Below are 18,716 nucleotides of genomic sequence, written 5' to 3' on the forward strand. Positions count from 1 at the left end.
CCGCGCGCGCCGCCTGCATCATCATGCAGCTTGTCCAAGCTCGCGACGGAGCATCCGCACAGTCGGCCGAGATCGCCTTTACGCCTACCGAAATCGACACCTTGCAGGCACTGGTGCCCGAGCTGGAKGGCAAGACCGAACTTCAGAAAAACCCTCACCCGCCCAAATCCCTGGCCTGGGCCGCATGGATCATCGCCAAGCTCGGAGGATGGGATGGCTATCCCAAGTCCAAGCCGCCAGGCCCCATTACCTTCCGCCACGGCCTTCAGTACTTCCAATCCATCGCACGGGGCTGGAGCCTACGAGATGTGTGAATCGCCTAGCCACATTCGTGGGGCGAGGAACCTTCATCCTGCGGCGCTTCTGCCTCTTCCCCTCGCACCCTCATTCGCGTACACGCCCGGGCAAATCCCGCCACGCCAGCGCAGTTTCCCGGACCGTCCCATGATCCGTCTTGAAAGTATCGGCAAGCAGAACGGCCGACAGATCGTCTTCATCGAAGCTTCGGCCGCCTTGCAGAAGGGCGAGAAGGTCGGGCTGGTCGGCCCGAACGGCGCCGGCAAGACGACCTTGTTCCGCATGATCATCGGTGAGGAGCAGCCCGACGAAGGCCAGGTCTCGGTCGATCGCGGCGTCACCATCGGCTATTTCAACCAGGATGTCGGCGACATGGGCGGTTTGAGTGCCGTCGCCGAGGTCATGGAAGGGGCGGGGCCGGTGAGCGCCGTGGCCGCCGAGATGCGCGAGCTCGAGCACGCCATGGGCGATCCCGAGCGCGCCGACGAGATGGATCAGATCATCGAGCGCTATGGCGAATTGCAGCACCGCTTCGAGGAGCTCGACGGTTATGCGCTGGATGGCCGGGCCCGCGAGGTGCTGGATGGCCTCGGCTTCAGCCAGGAAATGATGGACGGCGACGTTTCAAAACTCTCCGGCGGCTGGAAGATGCGCGTGGCACTTGCCCGCATCCTCTTGATGCGGCCCGATGTCATGCTGCTCGACGAGCCGTCGAACCATCTCGACCTCGAAAGCCTGATCTGGCTGGAGAAGTTCCTCAGAGATTATGACGGCGCGCTGCTGATGACCTCGCACGACCGCGAGTTCATGAATCGCATCGTCAACAAGATCATCGAGATCGACGCCGGCGCGCTCACCTCCTATTCCGGCAATTACGAATTCTACCAGGAGCAGCGGGCGCTGGCCGACAAGCAACTGCAGGCGCAGTTCGAGCGCCAGCAGGCGATGCTGGCCAAGGAGATCGCCTTCATCGAGCGCTTCAAGGCGCGCGCCTCGCATGCGGCCCAGGTGCAGAGCCGGGTGAAGAAGCTCGACAAGATCGACCGCGTCGAGCCGCCGAAGCGCCGCCAGACCGTAGCCTTCGAGTTCCAGCCGGCGCCGCGCTGCGGCGAGGACGTGGCGACGCTGAAGGGCATCCACAAGGCCTATGGCAGCCGCAGTATCTATTCCGGCCTCGACTTCCAGATCCGCCGGCGCGAGCGCTGGTGCGTGATGGGCGTCAACGGCGCCGGCAAGTCGACGCTGCTCAAGCTGGTCGCGGGAGCTTCCGAGCCGGACGAGGGCTCCGTCGCGCGGGGTCCCAGCGTCAAGATGGGCTATTTTGCCCAGCACGCCATGGAATTGCTCGACGGCGAACGCACCGTCTTCCAGACGCTGGAGGACAATTTTCCGCAGGCCGGCCAGGCGCCGCTGCGCGCCCTAGCCGGCTGCTTCGGCTTCTCGGGCGACGAGATCGAGAAGAAGTGCCGCGTGCTCTCAGGCGGCGAGAAGGCGCGCCTGGTGATGGCGCTGATGCTGTTCGATCCGCCCAATCTGCTGGTGCTCGACGAGCCGACCAACCACCTCGACATCACCACCAAGCAGATGCTGATCGAGGCGCTGTCGCAATATGAAGGCACGATGCTATTCGTCTCGCACGACCGGCATTTCCTGGCGGCGCTGTCGAACCGCGTGCTGGAGCTGACGCCCGACGGCATCCACACCTATGGCGGCGGCTACACCGAATATGTCGCCCGCACCGGCCAGGAAGCACCGGGGCTGCGGGGGTAGGGCGTTACAGCGCGTCGTAGACGGCGTCGATCAGCGCCTTGCGGCGCGGGTCCACATCGTCGAACCCCAGCATGTGGTTGGTGACGTAGCCGAACCCCAAGCCGGCACCGGGGTCGGCAAAGCCGATGGCGCCGCCCCAGCCGGTGTGGCCGAAGGTTTGAGGCGATGCGCGGCCGGCATAGATAGGATCCTCGATCTGGTAGCCGGCGGCAAAGGCAGCCGGCAGCGCGAAGCTGTCGTCCAGGCCGCGAAAGCGCGGCCTCGCGGCCTCCTCGATCGCCGCGCGGCCGATCAGGCGCTTGCCTTCAAACGTCCCGCCTGCCGCCATCATGCCGTAGACGCGCGCCAGCGCATGCGCGGTGGACTGGCCGTTGCCACCGGGCACCTCTGCGGCGCGCCAGGCGCGGTCGTTTGGCGCCAGGGCGCGGGGCGCCGGGTTGTCGCATGCGTGGGGAAAGGGCGAGGCGCGCACGAACTCCACCCATTCGGAAGCTTTCGGGCCCTCGATCATCTCGGCGGCCCGGAAATCTTCCGCTTGCGGCAGACCGACATGGAAATCAGCCCCAAGCGGGCCGGCGATCTCTTCCGCGATGAAGCGCCCGACGCTGCGCCCGTCGACGCGCCGCAGCACCTCGCCGGCGAGGTGGCCGTAGCTGAGCGCATGATAGACGCAGCGGCTGCCGGGCTCCCACAGCGGCGCCATGGCGGCAAGCGCGTCCGTATAGGGTGTCCAGGCGAGCAGGCCTGCCTCGTCCATCGGCACGGCGAGGCCGTTCAGCCCGGACTGGTGCGACATAACCTGGTCGAGCGTGATGCGCTCCTTGCCGCCTTCTGCGAATTCCGGCCAATAGCGCGCGACCGGAGCGGCATAATCCAGCTTGCCGCGCTCCACCAGCATCGCGATCGCCAGCGCCACGACGCCCTTGGTCGAAGACCAGACATTGATCAGCGTGTCACGCTGCCACCGCCGGATGCGCGCGGCATCCGCATGGCCGCCCCAAAGATCGACGACGGCCCTGCCGTCGGCTACGACCGAGACGCCGCCGCCATGCTCGAGGCCTTCAGCGAAACACCGGGCGAATGCATCGCGCACGCCGGCAAAACGCGGATCGCAGAAGCCTTGGATGTTCATAGCCAAAGTCCCACCAGGTGCCGACGGATGAATCTGTCCAGACCGTCACGGATTGACGCAGTTTGCCACCAGCACCTCAGCCGAACAGCCTGGTCACGAAACCGCGGATCCAGGCATGCTGTGCCGCGTGGTGGGCTTCCATCAACCGGTCCTGCTCGTCCCGGTCTTGCGCGCCGAGCGTTCCATAGGGCGCGCCTTGCCGTTCCTGCCAGCGCCGGAAGCCGGCCGGGCCCTGCTCGGCATGGAATTGCAGCGCATAGGTCTTGTCGCCGATCCGGAATGCCTGATTGAGGAAGGTCTCGCTCGAGGCGAGGTGCACGGCGCCCGCCGGCAGGGCGAAGGTATGAAAATGGTTCTGCGGCAGGAAGAGCGGCCGGTCGAGGAAGTCGCCGGCCTCGGGCGTCGGCGTGATCTCGAAATAGCCGAACTCCCTGATGCCGCTTTCCACCGGCCCGACATTGGCGCCCAGATGCCAGGCGATCTGCTGCGCGCCCTGGCAGATGCCGAGCAGCGGCAGGTCGTTGTCCAGGCAGTGCTCGATCAGCGCGGCTTCGTCATCGAGGAACGGATGCTTGTCGGTGTCGAAGACGTTGAACGGGCCGCCATAGATCACGGCGCCGTCGACAGCGTTGAGGTCGATCGCCTCGCCCTTGAACGGCATCGCCGTCGTGACCGCATGGCCGTTCGCTTCCAGGGTCGTCTGGACATGATCGTCGCCCGGTTCCTCCGAGTGCCTGACCAGAACGATGCGCTTCATCGGAGGCTCCTGCCGCTTATCCGTAGGAAACGATAAGGCTAAGCGGCCTGTCGGAAATGTGCCAGCGCCCAGTTACGGCTGGACGCCGGCAAGCCGCTCAGGCGCAGCGCCGAAGGTCACCCCTTCGCCAAGCCGCGATCGATCAGCCGGGCAAGCCGCGCCGAGAAGGCCTTGGCGTCCGCCGGCTTGTCGCCGTCGAGCACCCGCGCCTCGTCGTAAAGCAGATGCGCGGCGTCTTCCTTGAACGCCTTCTCGTCGTCGCCGAGCTTTGCCAGCGCCGCCACGCGCTCATGGCGCGGGTTGATCTCGAGGATCGGCTTGGCCGCCTTGTCGAGCCGGCCGGCGGCGTTGAGCAGGCGCTCGAACTGGCGGTCGGGGCCGTGCTCGGGCGCGACCAGGCAGACGGCGCTTTCGGTCAGCCGGTCGGAGGCCTTCACGTCCGACACCTCCTCGCCGAGCGTCGTCTTCACGAAAGCCAGGAAGGACGCGACATCCGATGACGTCTCGGCATCCGGCTTCGCCGCGTCCTCGGGCAGCGCGACATCGGCAAGGTCGGCGGCGCCCTGCGTCACCGATTTGAACGGCTTGCCGTCGAATTCCGGCGCCATCGTCACCCAGAAACTGTCGACCGGGTCGGTAAGCAGCAGCACCTCGATACCGCGGGCGCGAAAACCTTCGAGCTGCGGCGAGGCTTCGAGCCGGGCGCGGTCGTCGCCGGCCATGAAGAAGATCGCTTTCTGACCCTCCTTCATCGCTCTGACGTAGTCGGCAAGGCTGCGCCAGCCTTCGCCCGAAGCGGTCGAGCGGAAGCGGGCAAGCTTCAGCAACTGCTCGCGCCGCTCGTAATCCTCATAGAGGCCTTCCTTCAGCACGACGCCGAAATTTTCCCAGATCTTCCCATAGGTTTCGGCATCGTTTTCGGCGGTCTTGGCGAGGTCGCCAAGAACGCGGTTGGTCACGCCCTTGCGGATCGAGGCGAGCAGCGGGCTTTCCTGGATCATCTCGCGCGACACGTTGAGCGGCAGGTCGGCGGAATCGACCAGGCCGCGCACGAAGCGCAGGTAACGCGGCAGAAGATCGGCATCGTCGGTGATGAAGACGCGTCGCACATAGAGCTTCATGCGGCCCTTGCGGTCCTGATCGAACAGGTCGAACGGCCGCGACCCGGGCACGAAGGCGAGCACGCTGTATTCCTGCCGGCCCTCGGCGCGGAAATGGATGGTCGAAGCCGGCTCGTCGTACTGGCCGGCGACGCTGCGGTAGAAGTCGGTATATTCCTCCGGCTTGATCTCGCTCTTCTGCCGCACCCAAAGCGCCGTGCCGTCGGCGATGTCGCGCGGCTCGGCGCCGGGTTTCTCGACAAGCGTGATCGGCACCGGCACATGGCCGGACTGCGACTTCGCCAACCCTTCGAGCCGGTAGGGCGTGGTGTAGGAGGAAGCATCCTCCATCAGATGCAGCACGACGCGCGTGCCGCGCTTGGGCGCTGCCTCGAGCGGAAYCGGCGCGATTTCATAGGTGCCCTTGCCGTCGGACGACCAGCGGAAGGCCTCGTCGCTGCCCGCCTGGCGGCTGATGACGTCGACCCGGTCGGCGACCATGAAGGCCGAGTAGAAGCCGACGCCGAACTGCCCGATAAGCTGYGTGTCCTCCGCCGCCTTGCCGGCCTCGACGCGCTCCATGAAGGCGCGCGTTCCGGAGCGCGCGATGGTGCCCAGCGCCTCCGCCATCTCGTCGCGGCTCATGCCGATGCCATTGTCCTCGACGACAAGCTCCCTGTTGTCCGGATTGGCCGCAATGGTGATGCGCGGCTTCGGATCGTCGCCCAGAAGCTCAGGCCGGCTCACCGCCTCGAAGCGCAGCTTCTCGCAGGCGTCGGCCGCGTTGGAGATCAGCTCGCGCAGAAAAACATCGCGGTCCGAATAGACCGAGTGCACCATCATGTGCAGCAGCCGCGAAACGTCCGCCTCGAATGTCCTGGTTTCCGCCGTCTTGGTGTCCGTCGTCATTCAAAATTCCTGGGTTGGTCGTTTTGTCCGCCGCGCCAACACGCGCCGGGTTTCGAATCTTCAGCCATTGTTGCTTGTGGACGCGCGCCCTGCCAGCGCTGCGGGCGCCAGCGAAACCATGTCCGGCGCCAGAATATTGTGGCGGCGGGCGAAGGCAACAAGGGTTGCCCGCACCGTCTCAGCGTCGATTTCGCCGGCAATGCCGGCTTTGCAAGCATTGAGCGCGATCATATGTGCGCTGCTCCTGCTCGTGGCCGGCCAATCCTGCAGCATGGCATAGGCTTCCGCCACGTTCTCAAGCCGCACCGGCAAGCCCATGCCGACAAGCACCGTGACAGGCTCTTCAAAGCGGTCGTGGTTCATGGTCTGGATCCTCTTTCGGATGGATGCCCACGGTGCCCGGGCGAAGCCCTCCAGCCAGCATATGCCGGCGCGGGTAGGGCGGTTGCAGCACGACGCCGTGCGGCCGGGATTGGCTTATGGCGGGAAAGGCGTGCACAACCACCGCCCCGGCCGGCGTGGTGTGCGTCGCTGAAATCTGCTGCCTCAGCCGCGGCGGCGGCAGCGCGTTATGCGCCTTGGCCAGGGCCTCGATCCAGGCGGCGACCGCCAGCGGCACCGGCGCGCGCCCCTCGATCCAGCGCGTCGCATCGGTCCTGGAACAGCCAAGCTCCTGCGCGAGGTCTCCGGCGTCCCATCGCAAGCTTTTCAGGCATTCCCGCAAGCGTCCCGCAATCATGGCAATCGTGTTCCTACCCCGTCTCAATGCAGCTTGGCGGATCCCGCCCGCGAGGGGCGGGACCGATCTTGCTCAGCTTCGCGCCGATGTTTCAGTGGCTGACACCTGCTGCGCGGCAAGGAACATCAGCGTCGAGGCGACCGTCCGCCGGTTCCATCCGGCGGCTTCGGCTGCGTCGAGCAGGCCTGCCAGCAGCGGCTTCAGCGCGCTTCGGCATTCGGTTTCATAGGCGAGGAATTCGCTTGCCGAATGCGTCGGCGCGGGAATCGAGCCATCTGCGCTCATCATGTTCATGAGGGCCTCCCAAGTTTTGGTGAAACGCCCGCCCCCGTAGCCGGGAGCGGGCTCCCATCTCTATCTCAGAAGTCCATGCCGGCGCCGGCCGGCACGGCCGGCGCGGTTTCCTTCTTCGGCTTTTCGGCCACCATCGCCTCGGTGGTGACGAGCAGACCGGCGACCGAAGCGGCGTCCTGCAGCGCGGTGCGCACCACCTTGGCGGGGTCGATCACACCCTGCTTGTAGAGGTCGCCATATTCGCCGGTCTGGGCGTTCCAGCCAAAGGCGAAGTCGGTCTTCTCGCGCAGCTTGCCGACGATGATCGACCCTTCCGATCCGGCATTCTCGGCAATCTGGCGCGCCGGAGCCTCGATCGCGCGCCGCACGATGTCGACGCCGTATCTCTGGTCGGGATTATCGACGGCAACCGCGTCGAGCGCCTTGGCCGCCCTGAGCAGGGCGACGCCGCCGCCGGGCAGGATGCCTTCCTCGACCGCGGCGCGCGTGGCGTGCAGCGCGTCGTCGACACGGTCCTTCTTCTCCTTGACCTCGACTTCCGTCGCGCCGCCGACGCGGATCACCGCGACACCGCCGGCGAGCTTGGCCAGCCGCTCCTGCAGCTTCTCGCGATCATAGTCGGAGGTGGTCTCCTCGATCTGCGCCTTGATCTGCGTGACGCGGCCCTGGATCTCCTCCTTCTTGCCGGCGCCGTCGACGATGGTGGTGTTCTCCTTCTCGATCGCGACCTTCTTGGCGCGGCCGAGCATCTCCAGCGTGACATTCTCCAGCTTGATGCCGAGATCCTCGCTGATGGCCGTGCCGCCGGTGAGGATCGCGATGTCTTCCAGCATGGCCTTGCGGCGGTCGCCGAAGCCCGGAGCCTTGACGGCGGCGACCTTCAGCCCGCCGCGCAGCTTGTTGACCACCAGAGTGGCCAGAGCCTCGCCCTCCACGTCCTCGGCGATGATCAGCAGCGGCTTGCCGGATTGCACCACGGCCTCAAGCACGGGAAGCAGCGCCTGCAGGTTGCCGAGCTTCTTCTCATGGATCAGCACATAGGGCTCGTCGAGCTCGACGCGCATCTTGTCCTGGTTGGTGATGAAGTAGGGTGAGAGATAGCCGCGGTCGAACTGCATGCCTTCGACGACTTCCAACTCGGTCTCGGCGGTCTTGGCTTCCTCGACGGTGATGACGCCTTCGTTGCCGACCTTTTCCATGGCCTCGGCCAGGAAGCGGCCGATCTCGGCATCGCCGTTGGCCGAGATGGTGCCGACCTGAGCGATCTCGTCGTTTCTGGTGATCTTGCGCGCGTTGGTCTTGAGCTCGGCGACCACCGCATCCACCGCTTTGTCGATGCCGCGCTTCAGATCCATCGGGTTCATGCCCGAGGCGACCGCCTTGGCGCCTTCGCGAACGATCGCCTGGGCGAGAACGGTGGCCGTCGTGGTGCCGTCGCCGGCGAGGTCGTTGGTCTTCGAGGCGACTTCGCGGACCATCTGGGCGCCCATGTTCTCGAACTTGTCCTCGAGTTCGATCTCCTTGGCGACGGTGACGCCGTCCTTGGTGATGCGCGGGGCCCCGAACGACTTGTCGATGACGACGTTGCGGCCCTTCGGGCCGAGGGTGACCTTCACCGCGTCGGCGAGGATGTTGACGCCGCGCAGCATGCGCTCACGGGCATCGGAATGGAATTTGACTTCCTTGGCAGCCATTGGATCACTCCTTCTAGGCAGTTTTCATTGACTGGTTGCGGTTCGATCGAAGCCCCGATCAGGCGGCTTTCTTCAGCGTCGCGGCCTGCTCGATCACACCCATCACGTCGCTTTCCTTCATGATGAGCAGATCCTCGCCGTTGAGCTTGATCTCGGTGCCGGACCACTTGCCGAACAGGATGCGGTCGCCGACCTTCACGTCGAGGGGCACGAGCTTGCCGCTCTCGTCGCGGGCGCCTGGGCCGACGGCGATGACTTCGCCTTCCTGCGGCTTCTCCTTGGCAGTGTCGGGGATGATGATGCCTCCGGCCGTCTTCTCTTCGGCCTCGATTCGGCGGACGAGCACGCGGTCATGCAATGGACGGAACGTCATATCGTTCTCCTTCAGGACAAACAGATTGCGAGAGGTTCCTCCGCTCCGGACCGGAAGGTCCGGAGCGGGGCGCGCGACCCTTTCGGCGTCGCGCGCATGTCGAGCTAATTTTGCCTTCTTCTACTTTCAAGGGGATGTCGAAAAAATTTTGGCACTCTCGACCCTTGACTGCTAGTGCGCTGAAAACATGCGGTAAATTCGGTAGCGCCGGTGAGCGAAAGGCTTGAATTCGCGATTGAGGTGAACAAAATTATCGGCGCCCGGCAGCGCCGGAACCGACAAAAAATTAAACCCTGAAACAAGGAGTTTTTGGAGACGGAGGACAGAAATGGACCGACAGACACTATCGCCGATCATTCCTTCCCTTGCTCCCGAAATATCGGATCTTTCGCTCGACCGGCTGCTTTCGCCGGCCAGCCATTTTCAACACCCGCGAGACGTGCTGGAGGACGGCTCGCTCGACATATGGGAAAAGCGGGCGATCCTTTCGTCCTGGGCTTCCGACGCCTGCGCCGTGGAATCGATGCCGGCGCTGCGCCAGCCGCCGGGCGCCGAGCGGCCGGTCTCCTTCGACGACATCATGGATGCGCTGCGCCGGCTCGACGCAACCGCGCCGCCGCCCAGTCGCCCTGCCGATGACGACCAGCGTCAACTGGTCGAGCGGCTGAGCGCGTGAGGGCCGAAGGCGATGGCAAGCACGGTCAGCAGGGAATTCCGTTTGCAGATGAATGGCTATGGCCTGACCACTGCCGAGATCCATTATCATCTGCCCGACCATCCCAGCTTGCTTCAGCTCTATGTCTGGCAGGACTATGATCTGGCCCCGGATTTCCCCGCGCTGAAAGGCTTTCTGGGCTTTTGGGAACGCGAGCTGGCGGGCGCCCTGCATTCGATCCGGGTCGCCCACCATCGGCTCATCAGGCCATCGGAATGGCGGGCCGTCGACGGGATCATCGCGATCCATTGAAGATCAGCGCCCTGAGGCGGTCGCGTTGCGCGGCCGCCTTCCTTTCATCTTTTATCCGCCCGCATGCCGACGAAAAGCGCGACTTTTCACGACCTTGAAGGCGGTTCATGGCCGGGTCTTGACGTCCCGGATTTGAATTCCCAGATGGATTTTGCCGGTGCTTTGAGAGACCGGCAAAGGTCAAGGGGCGCCGCTTCCTTGGCGCCCCTCGTATCTATGTTGCTCAATGGAGGATGTAGCTATGAGAACCACCTTTGACTTCAGTCCCCTGTTTCGGTCGAGCATCGGTTTCGATCGAATGTTGAACGCGCTCGAAACGGCGAGCCGAATCGAAACCGTCGACAATTGGCCACCCTACGACATCGCCAAGACCTCGGAAGACGACTACCGCATCAGCATGGCGGTGGCAGGCTTCGCGCAGGACGAACTGGACATTACCCAAGAGCAGAACATGCTCATGGTCTCGGGCCAGAAAGCCGGCGAGGACAAGGGTGAGTACCTGCATCGAGGCATCGCCGGGCGCGCGTTCCAGCGCCGTTTCGAGCTTGCCGACCATGTCAAAGTCGTCGGCGCCAGCCTGGTGAATGGCCTGCTGACGATCGATCTGAAGCGTGAGATTCCGGAAGAGATGAAACCGCGCCGGATCGAGATCGCAGCCGACAAGGCGATGCCCAAAGGCGCGACGAAGAAGATCGAAGGCGAGAAGCACGCGGCCTGAGGCCTTCTTGTTAGCGCTCCACGCAATGCGCCGGGCGCATGGCCCGGCGCAACAGGGGGCCGTTTCAGTCCGACGAACAGAAAGGAGGAAACCATGAGTGTCCGTGATCTGATTCCCTGGGGCCGGAGCAACGGCAACCAGGTTCCAAGCCTGTTCCGCGACGGCGAACGCGATCCGTTCCTGTCGCTGCATCGCGAGGTGAACCGCCTGTTCGACGATGTTTTCCGCGGCTTCGACAGCCGGTGGCCGTCTATTGGCGGTGCCTCCGCCCTCGGCACTGGTTGGCCGAGCGTCGAGATCTCCAATGGCGAGAAGGAGATCAAGGTGACGGCCGAGGTGCCCGGCCTCGAACAGAAAGACATCGAGGTCCTATTCGACGACGGCGTGCTGACGCTGCGCGGCGAGAAGCGCTCCGAGACGGACGACAAGGACAGGCAATTCTCCGAACGCTATTATGGCCGCTTCGAACGCCGCATTCCCGTCGGCTACGAGGTTAAGGAAGACGAAGTCGAGGCGCGCTTCAGGAATGGCGTGCTGACCGTCACCTTACCGAAGAGCGAGAAGGCGCAGTCGCAAGTCAAGCGCATCGACATCAAGAGTTGATGCACCGGCGCGGGGGGCGCGTCGATCGCCTCCCGCGTCCAATCAACCACATCGAACGGATGCCCGCGCGGCACAGGCCGTCGCGGCCGCTCTGGAGCGGCCGAGGTCGAGAAAATTCAAGTGGCGAGAGCTTCAATTTTCCATCCGAAAGTCTTCGCATCGGTCATGTGAATGATGACAAGCAGCGCGCTGTCTCTCCCTGTTGGAACGCGGGCATGGAGCGCAAGGACCGAGAGAGAAAATTCACATAAGCTTGGAGCGGAAGAGCGACCACTTGGCACCCGGTCCGCATAGCATTGGGACTGGCGATAACCTTAATTTTGCTTTCTTTCGCAGAGGCTTCCCGAGCGGAAGGTAAAGAGATAAATTAGCAATTCGTTAAGTACGCGTGGGGCGCGAGTAAGGGATGTGCCGTGATGAATTTCAAGTCTCTGATTAAGCGGGCCGAGGACGTCGATAAGGAATTTCAGGACCTCCAATCGGATCTGGCGGAAGCATTCGAGGACGTCCTGAAAGGTGATGAACAGCCACCGTCGGGGGACGATGACGTTGCCGGCCAGGAACTCGTGGCAAGCGACGAGAATCCGCCGCCCGCGGAGCAGCCCGAGCCAGCTTCATCGCGGTTGACGCCCCATACCCAAACGCGGCTCGCCGCCCTGGAGGCGGTCGCCGGGCTTTTCCGCGACGGACAGGGGCATCTGCAGGAGATCGAGGCGAAGCTGGCGGAGATCGCCACCGCGCACCACATGACGCGCGAGGTCCTCAACGTCTTCCATCGCGACGTGTTGCGCTCCAACGAGCTGGAGCTGGCAAACCTCGCGCTCACCACCGAGCACAAGGCGCTTTCGGAACAATTGCTCGACGCCGCCCGCAAGCAGCGCGAGCGTGACGGTGCGGCCGAGGCCCGGCAGCAGCGCGAGGCGAGCCTCGTCCAGGATCGCGAGCAGCTGCGGTCGGCGCTGGCGGCCGTGCGCCTGGAGCTGGTGGAGATGAGCAATGAGAGCGCCAGGCGCGAGAAGGAGTTCGGCGAGATCGTCAAGGCCTTGACGGCCAAGACTGTCGAAGTCGACAGGCGCGGCGCCGAGAACAAGTTGCTGCGCGAAAAGCAGGTCGGCCTCTCGGTCGACCTGGAGCAGGCGCAAAAGCGCGAGGCGGAGGCCCGCCACAAATTCGACGAGTTCGCAGCGACCCACGCCAGCGAAACCGCCCATATCGCCGAGCTGCTGGCTCAACTCGGCAGCCACGAAAGAGAAGAAACCCGGCTGCAGAAGGCACTGGAGGCAACGCAGGCCAAGCTTGCCGAAACAGCCGAGGCGGCGCGGATCGCCGAAAGCGACGGTGCCGCCGAATTGGCGCGCAGCCAGGCGGAAATGCGCGGCCTGCGTGCCGAGATCCAGGAGTTGCAGTCGCGTCTCGACAAGGTCTCTACCGACAATGGCGAAGCCACGGACGAGATCATCAGGCTCAAGGCGCAGCTGAACGACGCCGTGACCGAACGCCAGATTGCGGAGGAAAGGCTCGCCGTCCTCAAGGAAGAGAGCGACGCGGACAAGAAGAACCTGTCGGTGGCCAGCACCAACCTCTCGCAGCTTTCGCTGCAGCAGGCGTCCGAGCAGATCCAGCTCGATATCCAGAAACAGGAATGCGAGGATCTGCGCGCCGAGGTGGAAGCGCTCAATGCCCGCATCCGGGAATTGCTTCCTTACGAGCGGCTGCATCGGGTGACCGACGCAAGGTCGCGCAAGGATGCCGTGCCTCAAGCCAACGGGATCATCGCGGAAACGGTGCGTTCCGCGCCGCGGCGTGTCCCACGGCGCAACATGCGGGCGAACGCGGGCTGAGGAACCGCCTCGCCCCGGAATTGCTACTGCCGGCTATTTGCCCGCCATGCCGTCGGCTAGGTCCTGTGCCTGCTTGAGCAGCGCCGGGAAGGACGGATCGCCGGGCAGGCGCTGGGCCATGCAGGCGCGGTAGTCTGCGTCGCCTTTTTCCCAGGCGGCGTTGGCCGGATCGGAGGCCTGCGGGTCGTCCTGATCCGAGCCCTGATCGGCCTGCTGGGCTTTCTGCGCGGCGGCGTCGGCCGCTGCCCAGATCGAATCGCAGGCCGCGATCTTCGGCACAGCGGGCGAGGCTGGCGCTTCGGCGATCATCACGCGGTCGCCTTTGACGACCGCCACCACGACATGCTGCTCGTAGATCGGCCCGACATCCTGCGTCCAGCCGCCGAGCCGAGCCACCACCACGTCAGCGCCCTCGGGCTTCGTCAGTGAAAAGTCGAGCGTGCCGGAGAACGCGGCGTCGCTGCCGATGGCCTGGGTGTAGAAACCATCGAGCTTCAGCGCCGCGCCGATGTCGGCGGGCAGCTTGAAATCCGCTTCCGCCTCGGCCGATTTGGATTTGAGCCAGCGCTCGGTCAGCCCGCGCGTCGAGACGATGATGCTCGGACCGTCGTCGCTCTGGGCATACCGCAACCCGTCGAGCATGCCGTAGCCGATATCGGAAGCGTTGAGGCTTTCGATGTTGTTGGTGCCGGTCGCCGGGAAACCCTTGACCGAAAGCGGACCGAGAATCGCGGCGAGACGCTGCTGGAGGTCGGCCAGCGCTTTCTCGTTCTGCGCATCGATGGTTTCGATGGCCGCGTTGGCGCTTTCCTGCGCCGTGATATCGGCAATCGCCTTGTCGCGCGCCGCGATATAGTCGTCTTCCGGCGAGGCCGCGAGCGCCGTGCTGCCCGCCAGCGTGAGGAGAAGTGTCAAGACCAACCGCATGCTGTAACCCCCAAGGTTAGCGATCAAGAGCCCATGCGAGCCATCGCCCGACTTGGCGGCTTTTGCGTGGCGGAAATCAGGGTGGGAGCAAATCTTTATTCCGCTTCTCCACCTCGGCCTTGCGCAGCAGGAACCGCTGGATTTTGCCGCTCGGCGTCTTCGGCAGCTCGCTGACGAACTCGACCTCGCGCGGATAGGAATGCGCCGACAGCCGCTTCTTGACATGCTGGGCAAGCTCCTCGGCCAGCGCCTCGCTGTCCTTGAAGGCGGGCGCCAGCACCACGAAAGCCTTGACAATCTCGGTGCGCTGCGGATCGGGCACGCCGACGACAGCCGCCTCGTTGACCGCCGGGTGCTCGATCAGCGCGCTTTCGACATCGAACGGCCCGATGCGGTAGCCGGACGAGGTGATGACGTCGTCGGCCCGGCCGATGAACGAAACCGAGCCGTCCGGCTCGTATTCCACCGTGTCGCCGGTTCGGTAATAGCCGCCGGCGATCGCCGGCGTCTCCGCCTCGTGGTAGCCGCCAAACCAGCGCAGCGGCGATCTGGCGATGTCGACGGCAAGCACGCCAGGCTGGTTGGGGCCGAGCTCGTTGCCTTCGTCATCCAGCACCACCATGCGGTAGCCCGGCATGGCGAAACCGGCGGAGCCCGCGCGGACAAGATGCTTAAGCCCGTGATGGTTGTTGACCATCATGCCGTTCTCGGTCTGGCCGTAATGGTCGTGGATCGGCGCGGCGAGGTGCGCGTCGAACCAGCGGATCACTTCCGGGTTGAGCGGCTCGCCGGCACTGCTCACCACGCGCAGCTTTCCTTTGACGCGCGCGGCCGCTTCCGGGCCCTCCGCCATCAGCAGGCGATAGGCCGTCGGCGAGCCGGCAAGGCTGGTGACGCCGAGTCGCTCGATGATGTCGTAGGTCGATTTGGCGTTGAATGCGCCTTCGTAGAAGGTGGTGGCGATGCCGAGCTGCAAGGGCCCGGTGATGGCGTAGTAGAGCCCGTAGGCCCAGCCGGGATCGGCGATGTTCCAGAAGATGTCGTCGGGCGTGAGCCCGATCGCGTCGCGCATATAGGCGCCAAAGGCAAGCAGCGCGCTGAGCGGCACCGGCACGCCCTTCGGGTGCCCGGTCGTGCCGGAGGTCGACATCATCATGAACAGGTCTGAGCCCTTGCGCATGACCGGCTCGCAGTCGGGGGAGGCGGCCGCGAGCGCCGCGCGGAAATCGATGTCGCCTTCGGGAAGCGTCTCGCCAGGTGCGAGAATGGTGGCGATGCGCGGATGGTTGCCCACCTCGTCGAGCTTGCCGCGGTTGGCGGGGTTCGTGACCACCAGCTTCGCCTTGCTGTAGCTCAGCCGATGCTCGATGGCCTTCGGCCCGAAAGCGGTGAACAGCGGCTGGTAGACCGCGCCGACCCGCCATGTGCCGAGGATCAGCGCCACCAGCTCGGGAATGCGCGGCAGCATGCCGGCCACGACATCGCCCGCGCCCACGCCGAGATCCTTCAGCATTGTGCCGACGCGGCCGGACATATCGGCCAGATCGTCGAAGGAATATTCGCGCAATTCCCCGTCGGCCGAGATCGCGCGCAGCGCCAACCGGTTCTCGCCTGTATAGCGGCCGCAGCATTCGACATAGGCATTGATGCCGGTGGCGGGGTCGCCGTGAAGGCGCGCGATCTCGTCCTCGATGCGGAAGCGCTCGACGGCATCTTCGTAGCGCGGCAGCGCCTGCGTCTTGGTCATGGTGGTCCTCCCTCGGTGGCGGATCATCTGCCCGTGATCGCCGTTGGCGGGAGATTGCCCGAAAAGATGGCGCTGGTCGATTGCGGCGAAAGTCGAGGCAGGCAAGCAAGGCCGGCCCCATAAAGACCGCCGCCGTTCATGGCGTTAAACGTTTCCGATCAACAAGCTGGACCCGACATCGGAATCGGGACCTGAACCGCCTAACCGCGCTTCCGATAAAGGCTCAGCGTTATGTCCTTGCCCACGCCAGCGGGCGCCAGCATGAAGTAGTCATAGGTCGCCACCTTGCCGCTTGGCCCGACCAGTCCCTTCGACCAGATCGACGCTTCCTCCACTCGCATCTCCGCCCATTGGCGCGCGAATTCAGGGCTCAGCGCCTTGAGCGGGTCGAGCACGGCGCGGACGTCGGCCGCAGACGCGTAGCCGACGGTCGCGGCGCGGAACTGCGCCATAGCCGAGCGCGCTACAACCTCCCAGTCGGCAAACAGCGCATGCCAGGCCGGGTCGAGGAAGAGCCGCTTGAGAAGGTTGCTCTTCGTCGGCTCCTCGGGATCGAAGCCGCCGAACAAATCCGCCGCCTCGTCGTTCCAGGCGATGAAGTCCCAGGCGCGGTTGAGCGCATAGGCCGGATTGGGCGAGAGCGTGGCGAGCAATGCCGCGATGCGCGGATCGGGCGAGGGGTCTTCGGGCGCCATCGCCTCGGGCAGCCATTCCGGCCTTGCGAGCTTGAACAGGTGCTGACGCTCCACGGGCAAAAGGTCCAGCACGTCGGCCAGCGCATTGAGCACCGGCGCGGAAGGGTTGGCCTCGCGGCCCTGTTCCAGCCATGTGTACCAGGTGGCGCTGATCCCGGCGAGTAACGCGACTTCCTCGCGCAGCAGTCCGCTTGCGCGCCGTCGTGTGCCGGTGCGGATGCCATGCCGCGACGGCTCGACGCGCTCGCGCATGGCGCGCAGGAAGCGCCCCAGTTCCTTGCGCCTGTCGATCTCGGCGGTCTGCTCCAGCATGCTCGTGCCTCGAAAGGGGGTAGCGACGCCACCAGTAGCATCGCTCATCTTGTACCACCTTGCTACCAGTATAAACGGGACAGCGCATCGCACAATCAAATCGCGCCGGAACGCGGCGCCAGGCAAAGGAGTCCGTCATGAACGCGCTGAAAAGTATCAGGAACATCGACTACACCGTCCTCTTTGCCCGCGACATGGAGGCGATGCGGCGCTTCTACGAGGACGTGATGGGCTTTGCAGTCCATTCCAGCCTGGGCGAGGGCTGGATTGCCTACCAGGTTGGCTCGTGCCTCCTGGCGCTCACCGAGCGTGGCGTGATGTTCGATGACGCGCCGACGCCGGCGCGCGCGCTTTCCGTGCAACTCGCCTTCCGTGTAGCGCCGGGCCAGGTTGACCAATGCGCCGACGCGTTGCGCGATAAGGGCGTGGCGATCGAAGGCGAACCGACTGACCAGCCCTGGGGCCACCGAACGCTGTTCTTTCGCGATCCCGACGGCAATGTGTTGGAGATCTACGCCGATATTTAGCCCTGCGGCAGGTGAATCCCCAGCGCCGCCATATGCCGTTTCCAGCGGCTGCGCAATTCGGCTGGCCGGCAGCCGATGCGCTCGTCGAGGAACTCCGCGGCACGGATGCGGTCGGTGCGGAAATGGCGGAAATCCTGGCGCAGCTCGCACCAGGCGGCGATGAGCCGCACCGTCTCGGCATAGCCGATCATGGTCGGCCAGATGACGCGCTCGCTCTCGTCGCCCTGTTCGCTACGGTAGCGGATCCGGATCTTGTGGCCCTTGCGGATCGAGGCTCGCGCCTTCGCGATGTCGAGCCCATCCGGCAGGCTCGCGCGGCTGAGCGGCGCGCCGACGGTCGGATTGCTGACGAAGGGGCGCAACCGCTCGGGCACGACGGTGGCGATCTTGGCGATCAGGTCGCGCGCCGCGCCGGCCAGCGCGGCATCGCCCTTATCGGCCACCCACTGCGCGCCGAGCACCGCCGCCTCCAGCTCGTCCGGCGTCAGCATCAGCGGCGGCATGTCGTAGTCGCGGTCGAGCACATAGCCGAGCCCGGCTTCGCCCCGGATCGGCACGCGCTGTCCGACGAGGTCGGCGATGTCGCGATAGACCGAGCGGCGCGAGGTTTCGAGCTCTTCGGCGATCCGGCTGGCGGTGATCGGCCGGCTCGAGCGCCGCAGGATCTGGATGATCTGGAACAGTCGGTCGGCGCGGCGCAAGGCATGTCTCCTGTTGCCACTATGCTGGCAGCAGGGTCGGTCCACAAGTCGGGCAGGGCGCCTGAACGGGCGCCACCGACGAAGAAAATTTTCGCGGCGAGCCAACGGAGAAGACTTGGATGAATTTCGTTTCGACCCGCATCATCACCGCCGACGTCAAGCGGCTCGTCGCCTTCTACGAGATGGCGACGGGCATCAAGCTCACGCTCTACACCGAGGATTTCGCCGAGCTCGTCACGGAGGCGGGCACGCTGGCCATCGGCAGCACCCGCACGCTTCGGCTCTTCGGCGGCGATAATGTCGCGAGCCCGGCCGAGAACCGCACCGCCATCATCGAGTTCCGCGTCGCCGATGTCGACGAAGAATACCGCAGGCTGGGCGGTCTCATTGACGGCGCGCTGGTGCAGGCGCCGACGACAATGCCCTGGGGCAACCGCTCGCTGCTGTTTCGCGATCCCGACGGCAATCTGGTGAACTTCTTCACGCCGGTGACGGCGGAGGCGATTGCGAAGTTTGAAAGGTGAGGGTGCTCCAGGAAGAGCGGGCACCGAAACAGCCAATCTCCCGCCTTGCGGGGGAGATGTCCGGCAGGACAGAGGGGGGTGGGCGGAAA

General features: G+C 64.9%; 20 protein-coding genes and 1 pseudogene. 9 read left to right on the top strand and 12 right to left on the bottom strand.

Annotated features, from left to right (window positions below):
* Positions 1 to 314, top strand: a pseudogene (locus tag LCM4577_RS19495) (transposase); the annotation flags it as partial.
* 130 nt (positions 315 to 444) lie between these two features.
* Positions 445 to 2,067 carry an ABC-F family ATP-binding cassette domain-containing protein gene (locus LCM4577_RS19500; protein ID WP_071072957.1) on the top strand — a complete coding sequence of 541 codons (1,623 nt, stop codon included), beginning with the start codon at positions 445 to 447 and terminating at the stop codon, positions 2,065 to 2,067.
* Positions 2,068 to 2,071: 4 nt separating this feature from the next.
* On the opposite strand, the gene LCM4577_RS19505 is transcribed toward LCM4577_RS19500, so the two are convergent.
* The 8 genes from LCM4577_RS19505 to groES all read right to left on the bottom strand — a co-directional run bounded on the left by LCM4577_RS19505 (position 2,072) and on the right by groES (position 9,065).
* Positions 2,072 to 3,199: a serine hydrolase domain-containing protein gene (locus LCM4577_RS19505; RefSeq protein WP_071035839.1), complete on the bottom strand. Its 1,128-nt coding sequence runs from the start codon at positions 3,197 to 3,199 to the stop codon at positions 2,072 to 2,074.
* A gap of 76 nt (positions 3,200 to 3,275) precedes the next feature.
* A complete protein-coding gene (locus LCM4577_RS19510; protein ID WP_071035840.1) occupies positions 3,276 to 3,956 on the bottom strand; it encodes a type 1 glutamine amidotransferase in 681 nt (226 codons plus the stop codon).
* A gap of 116 nt (positions 3,957 to 4,072) precedes the next feature.
* Entirely contained in the window at positions 4,073 to 5,965 is a 1,893-nt protein-coding gene (gene htpG, locus LCM4577_RS19515; protein WP_071072959.1) for a molecular chaperone HtpG, read from the bottom strand.
* Positions 5,966 to 6,025: 60 nt separating this feature from the next.
* On the bottom strand, positions 6,026 to 6,328 hold the full coding sequence (locus LCM4577_RS19520) for a DUF982 domain-containing protein (RefSeq protein ID WP_040988400.1): 303 nt from the start codon (positions 6,326 to 6,328) through the stop codon (positions 6,026 to 6,028).
* Positions 6,309 to 6,704 carry a helix-turn-helix transcriptional regulator gene (locus tag LCM4577_RS19525; RefSeq protein ID WP_052468051.1) on the bottom strand — a complete coding sequence of 132 codons (396 nt, stop codon included), beginning with the start codon at positions 6,702 to 6,704 and terminating at the stop codon, positions 6,309 to 6,311. The genes LCM4577_RS19520 and LCM4577_RS19525 overlap by 20 nt, the downstream gene beginning before the upstream one ends.
* A 72-nt stretch (positions 6,705 to 6,776) precedes the next feature.
* On the bottom strand, positions 6,777 to 6,998 hold the full coding sequence (locus LCM4577_RS19530) for a hypothetical protein (RefSeq protein WP_040988402.1): 222 nt from the start codon (positions 6,996 to 6,998) through the stop codon (positions 6,777 to 6,779).
* 65 nt (positions 6,999 to 7,063) lie between these two features.
* Positions 7,064 to 8,692 (bottom strand): chaperonin GroEL, encoded by a 1,629-nt coding sequence (groL, locus tag LCM4577_RS19535; protein ID WP_041009250.1) that lies wholly within the window; start codon positions 8,690 to 8,692, stop codon positions 7,064 to 7,066.
* A 58-nt stretch (positions 8,693 to 8,750) separates the two neighbouring features.
* The gene (gene groES / locus LCM4577_RS19540) at positions 8,751 to 9,065 is read right to left on the bottom strand and encodes a co-chaperone GroES (protein ID WP_040988406.1); all 315 of its coding nucleotides are present in this window, start codon (positions 9,063 to 9,065) and stop codon (positions 8,751 to 8,753) included.
* A gap of 328 nt (positions 9,066 to 9,393) precedes the next feature.
* Here groES and LCM4577_RS19545 point away from each other — a divergent pair, with 328 nt between their 5' ends.
* The 5 genes from LCM4577_RS19545 to LCM4577_RS19565 all read left to right on the top strand — a co-directional run bounded on the left by LCM4577_RS19545 (position 9,394) and on the right by LCM4577_RS19565 (position 13,194).
* Positions 9,394 to 9,741, top strand: coding sequence for a hypothetical protein (locus LCM4577_RS19545; protein ID WP_244508379.1), 348 nt, complete (start codon positions 9,394 to 9,396; stop codon positions 9,739 to 9,741).
* Positions 9,742 to 9,753: 12 nt separating this feature from the next.
* Positions 9,754 to 10,032 carry an usg protein gene (locus tag LCM4577_RS19550; RefSeq protein WP_040988407.1) on the top strand — a complete coding sequence of 93 codons (279 nt, stop codon included), beginning with the start codon at positions 9,754 to 9,756 and terminating at the stop codon, positions 10,030 to 10,032.
* A 241-nt stretch (positions 10,033 to 10,273) separates the two neighbouring features.
* A complete protein-coding gene (locus LCM4577_RS19555; protein WP_040988410.1) occupies positions 10,274 to 10,750 on the top strand; it encodes an Hsp20 family protein in 477 nt (158 codons plus the stop codon).
* A gap of 93 nt (positions 10,751 to 10,843) precedes the next feature.
* Positions 10,844 to 11,353, top strand: coding sequence for an Hsp20/alpha crystallin family protein (locus LCM4577_RS19560; RefSeq protein WP_040988412.1), 510 nt, complete (start codon positions 10,844 to 10,846; stop codon positions 11,351 to 11,353).
* Positions 11,354 to 11,769: 416 nt separating this feature from the next.
* Entirely contained in the window at positions 11,770 to 13,194 is a 1,425-nt protein-coding gene (locus LCM4577_RS19565; RefSeq protein ID WP_071072961.1) for a hypothetical protein, read from the top strand.
* A 33-nt stretch (positions 13,195 to 13,227) separates the two neighbouring features.
* Here LCM4577_RS19565 and LCM4577_RS19570 read toward each other — a convergent pair whose 3' ends face one another.
* From LCM4577_RS19570 to LCM4577_RS19580, 3 genes are all read right to left on the bottom strand, one after another.
* On the bottom strand, positions 13,228 to 14,109 hold the full coding sequence (locus LCM4577_RS19570; RefSeq protein WP_244508380.1) for a hypothetical protein: 882 nt from the start codon (positions 14,107 to 14,109) through the stop codon (positions 13,228 to 13,230).
* An 88-nt stretch (positions 14,110 to 14,197) separates the two neighbouring features.
* Entirely contained in the window at positions 14,198 to 15,868 is a 1,671-nt protein-coding gene (locus LCM4577_RS19575) for an acyl-CoA synthetase (RefSeq protein ID WP_071072965.1), read from the bottom strand.
* Positions 15,869 to 16,068: 200 nt separating this feature from the next.
* A complete protein-coding gene (locus tag LCM4577_RS19580) occupies positions 16,069 to 16,875 on the bottom strand; it encodes a helix-turn-helix transcriptional regulator (protein ID WP_071072967.1) in 807 nt (268 codons plus the stop codon).
* A gap of 137 nt (positions 16,876 to 17,012) precedes the next feature.
* Here LCM4577_RS19580 and LCM4577_RS19585 point away from each other — a divergent pair, with 137 nt between their 5' ends.
* Positions 17,013 to 17,402: a VOC family protein gene (locus LCM4577_RS19585; RefSeq protein WP_071035849.1), complete on the top strand. Its 390-nt coding sequence runs from the start codon at positions 17,013 to 17,015 to the stop codon at positions 17,400 to 17,402.
* Here LCM4577_RS19585 and LCM4577_RS19590 read toward each other — a convergent pair.
* Positions 17,399 to 18,103, bottom strand: coding sequence for a YafY family protein (locus LCM4577_RS19590; RefSeq protein ID WP_071035850.1), 705 nt, complete (start codon positions 18,101 to 18,103; stop codon positions 17,399 to 17,401). The genes LCM4577_RS19585 and LCM4577_RS19590 overlap by 4 nt on opposite strands.
* A 119-nt stretch (positions 18,104 to 18,222) precedes the next feature.
* Between LCM4577_RS19590 and LCM4577_RS19595 the strand changes: the two genes are divergently transcribed.
* Complete coding sequence (locus tag LCM4577_RS19595; RefSeq protein WP_071035851.1) at positions 18,223 to 18,627, top strand: glyoxalase/bleomycin resistance/extradiol dioxygenase family protein; 405 nt, start codon at positions 18,223 to 18,225, stop codon at positions 18,625 to 18,627.
* The last annotated feature ends 89 nt before the right edge of the window (positions 18,628 to 18,716 follow it).

Origin of the sequence: Mesorhizobium sp. LCM 4577 (assembly GCF_001854795.2) — a bacterium.
Taxonomy (GTDB): domain Bacteria; phylum Pseudomonadota; class Alphaproteobacteria; order Rhizobiales; family Rhizobiaceae; genus Mesorhizobium; species Mesorhizobium plurifarium.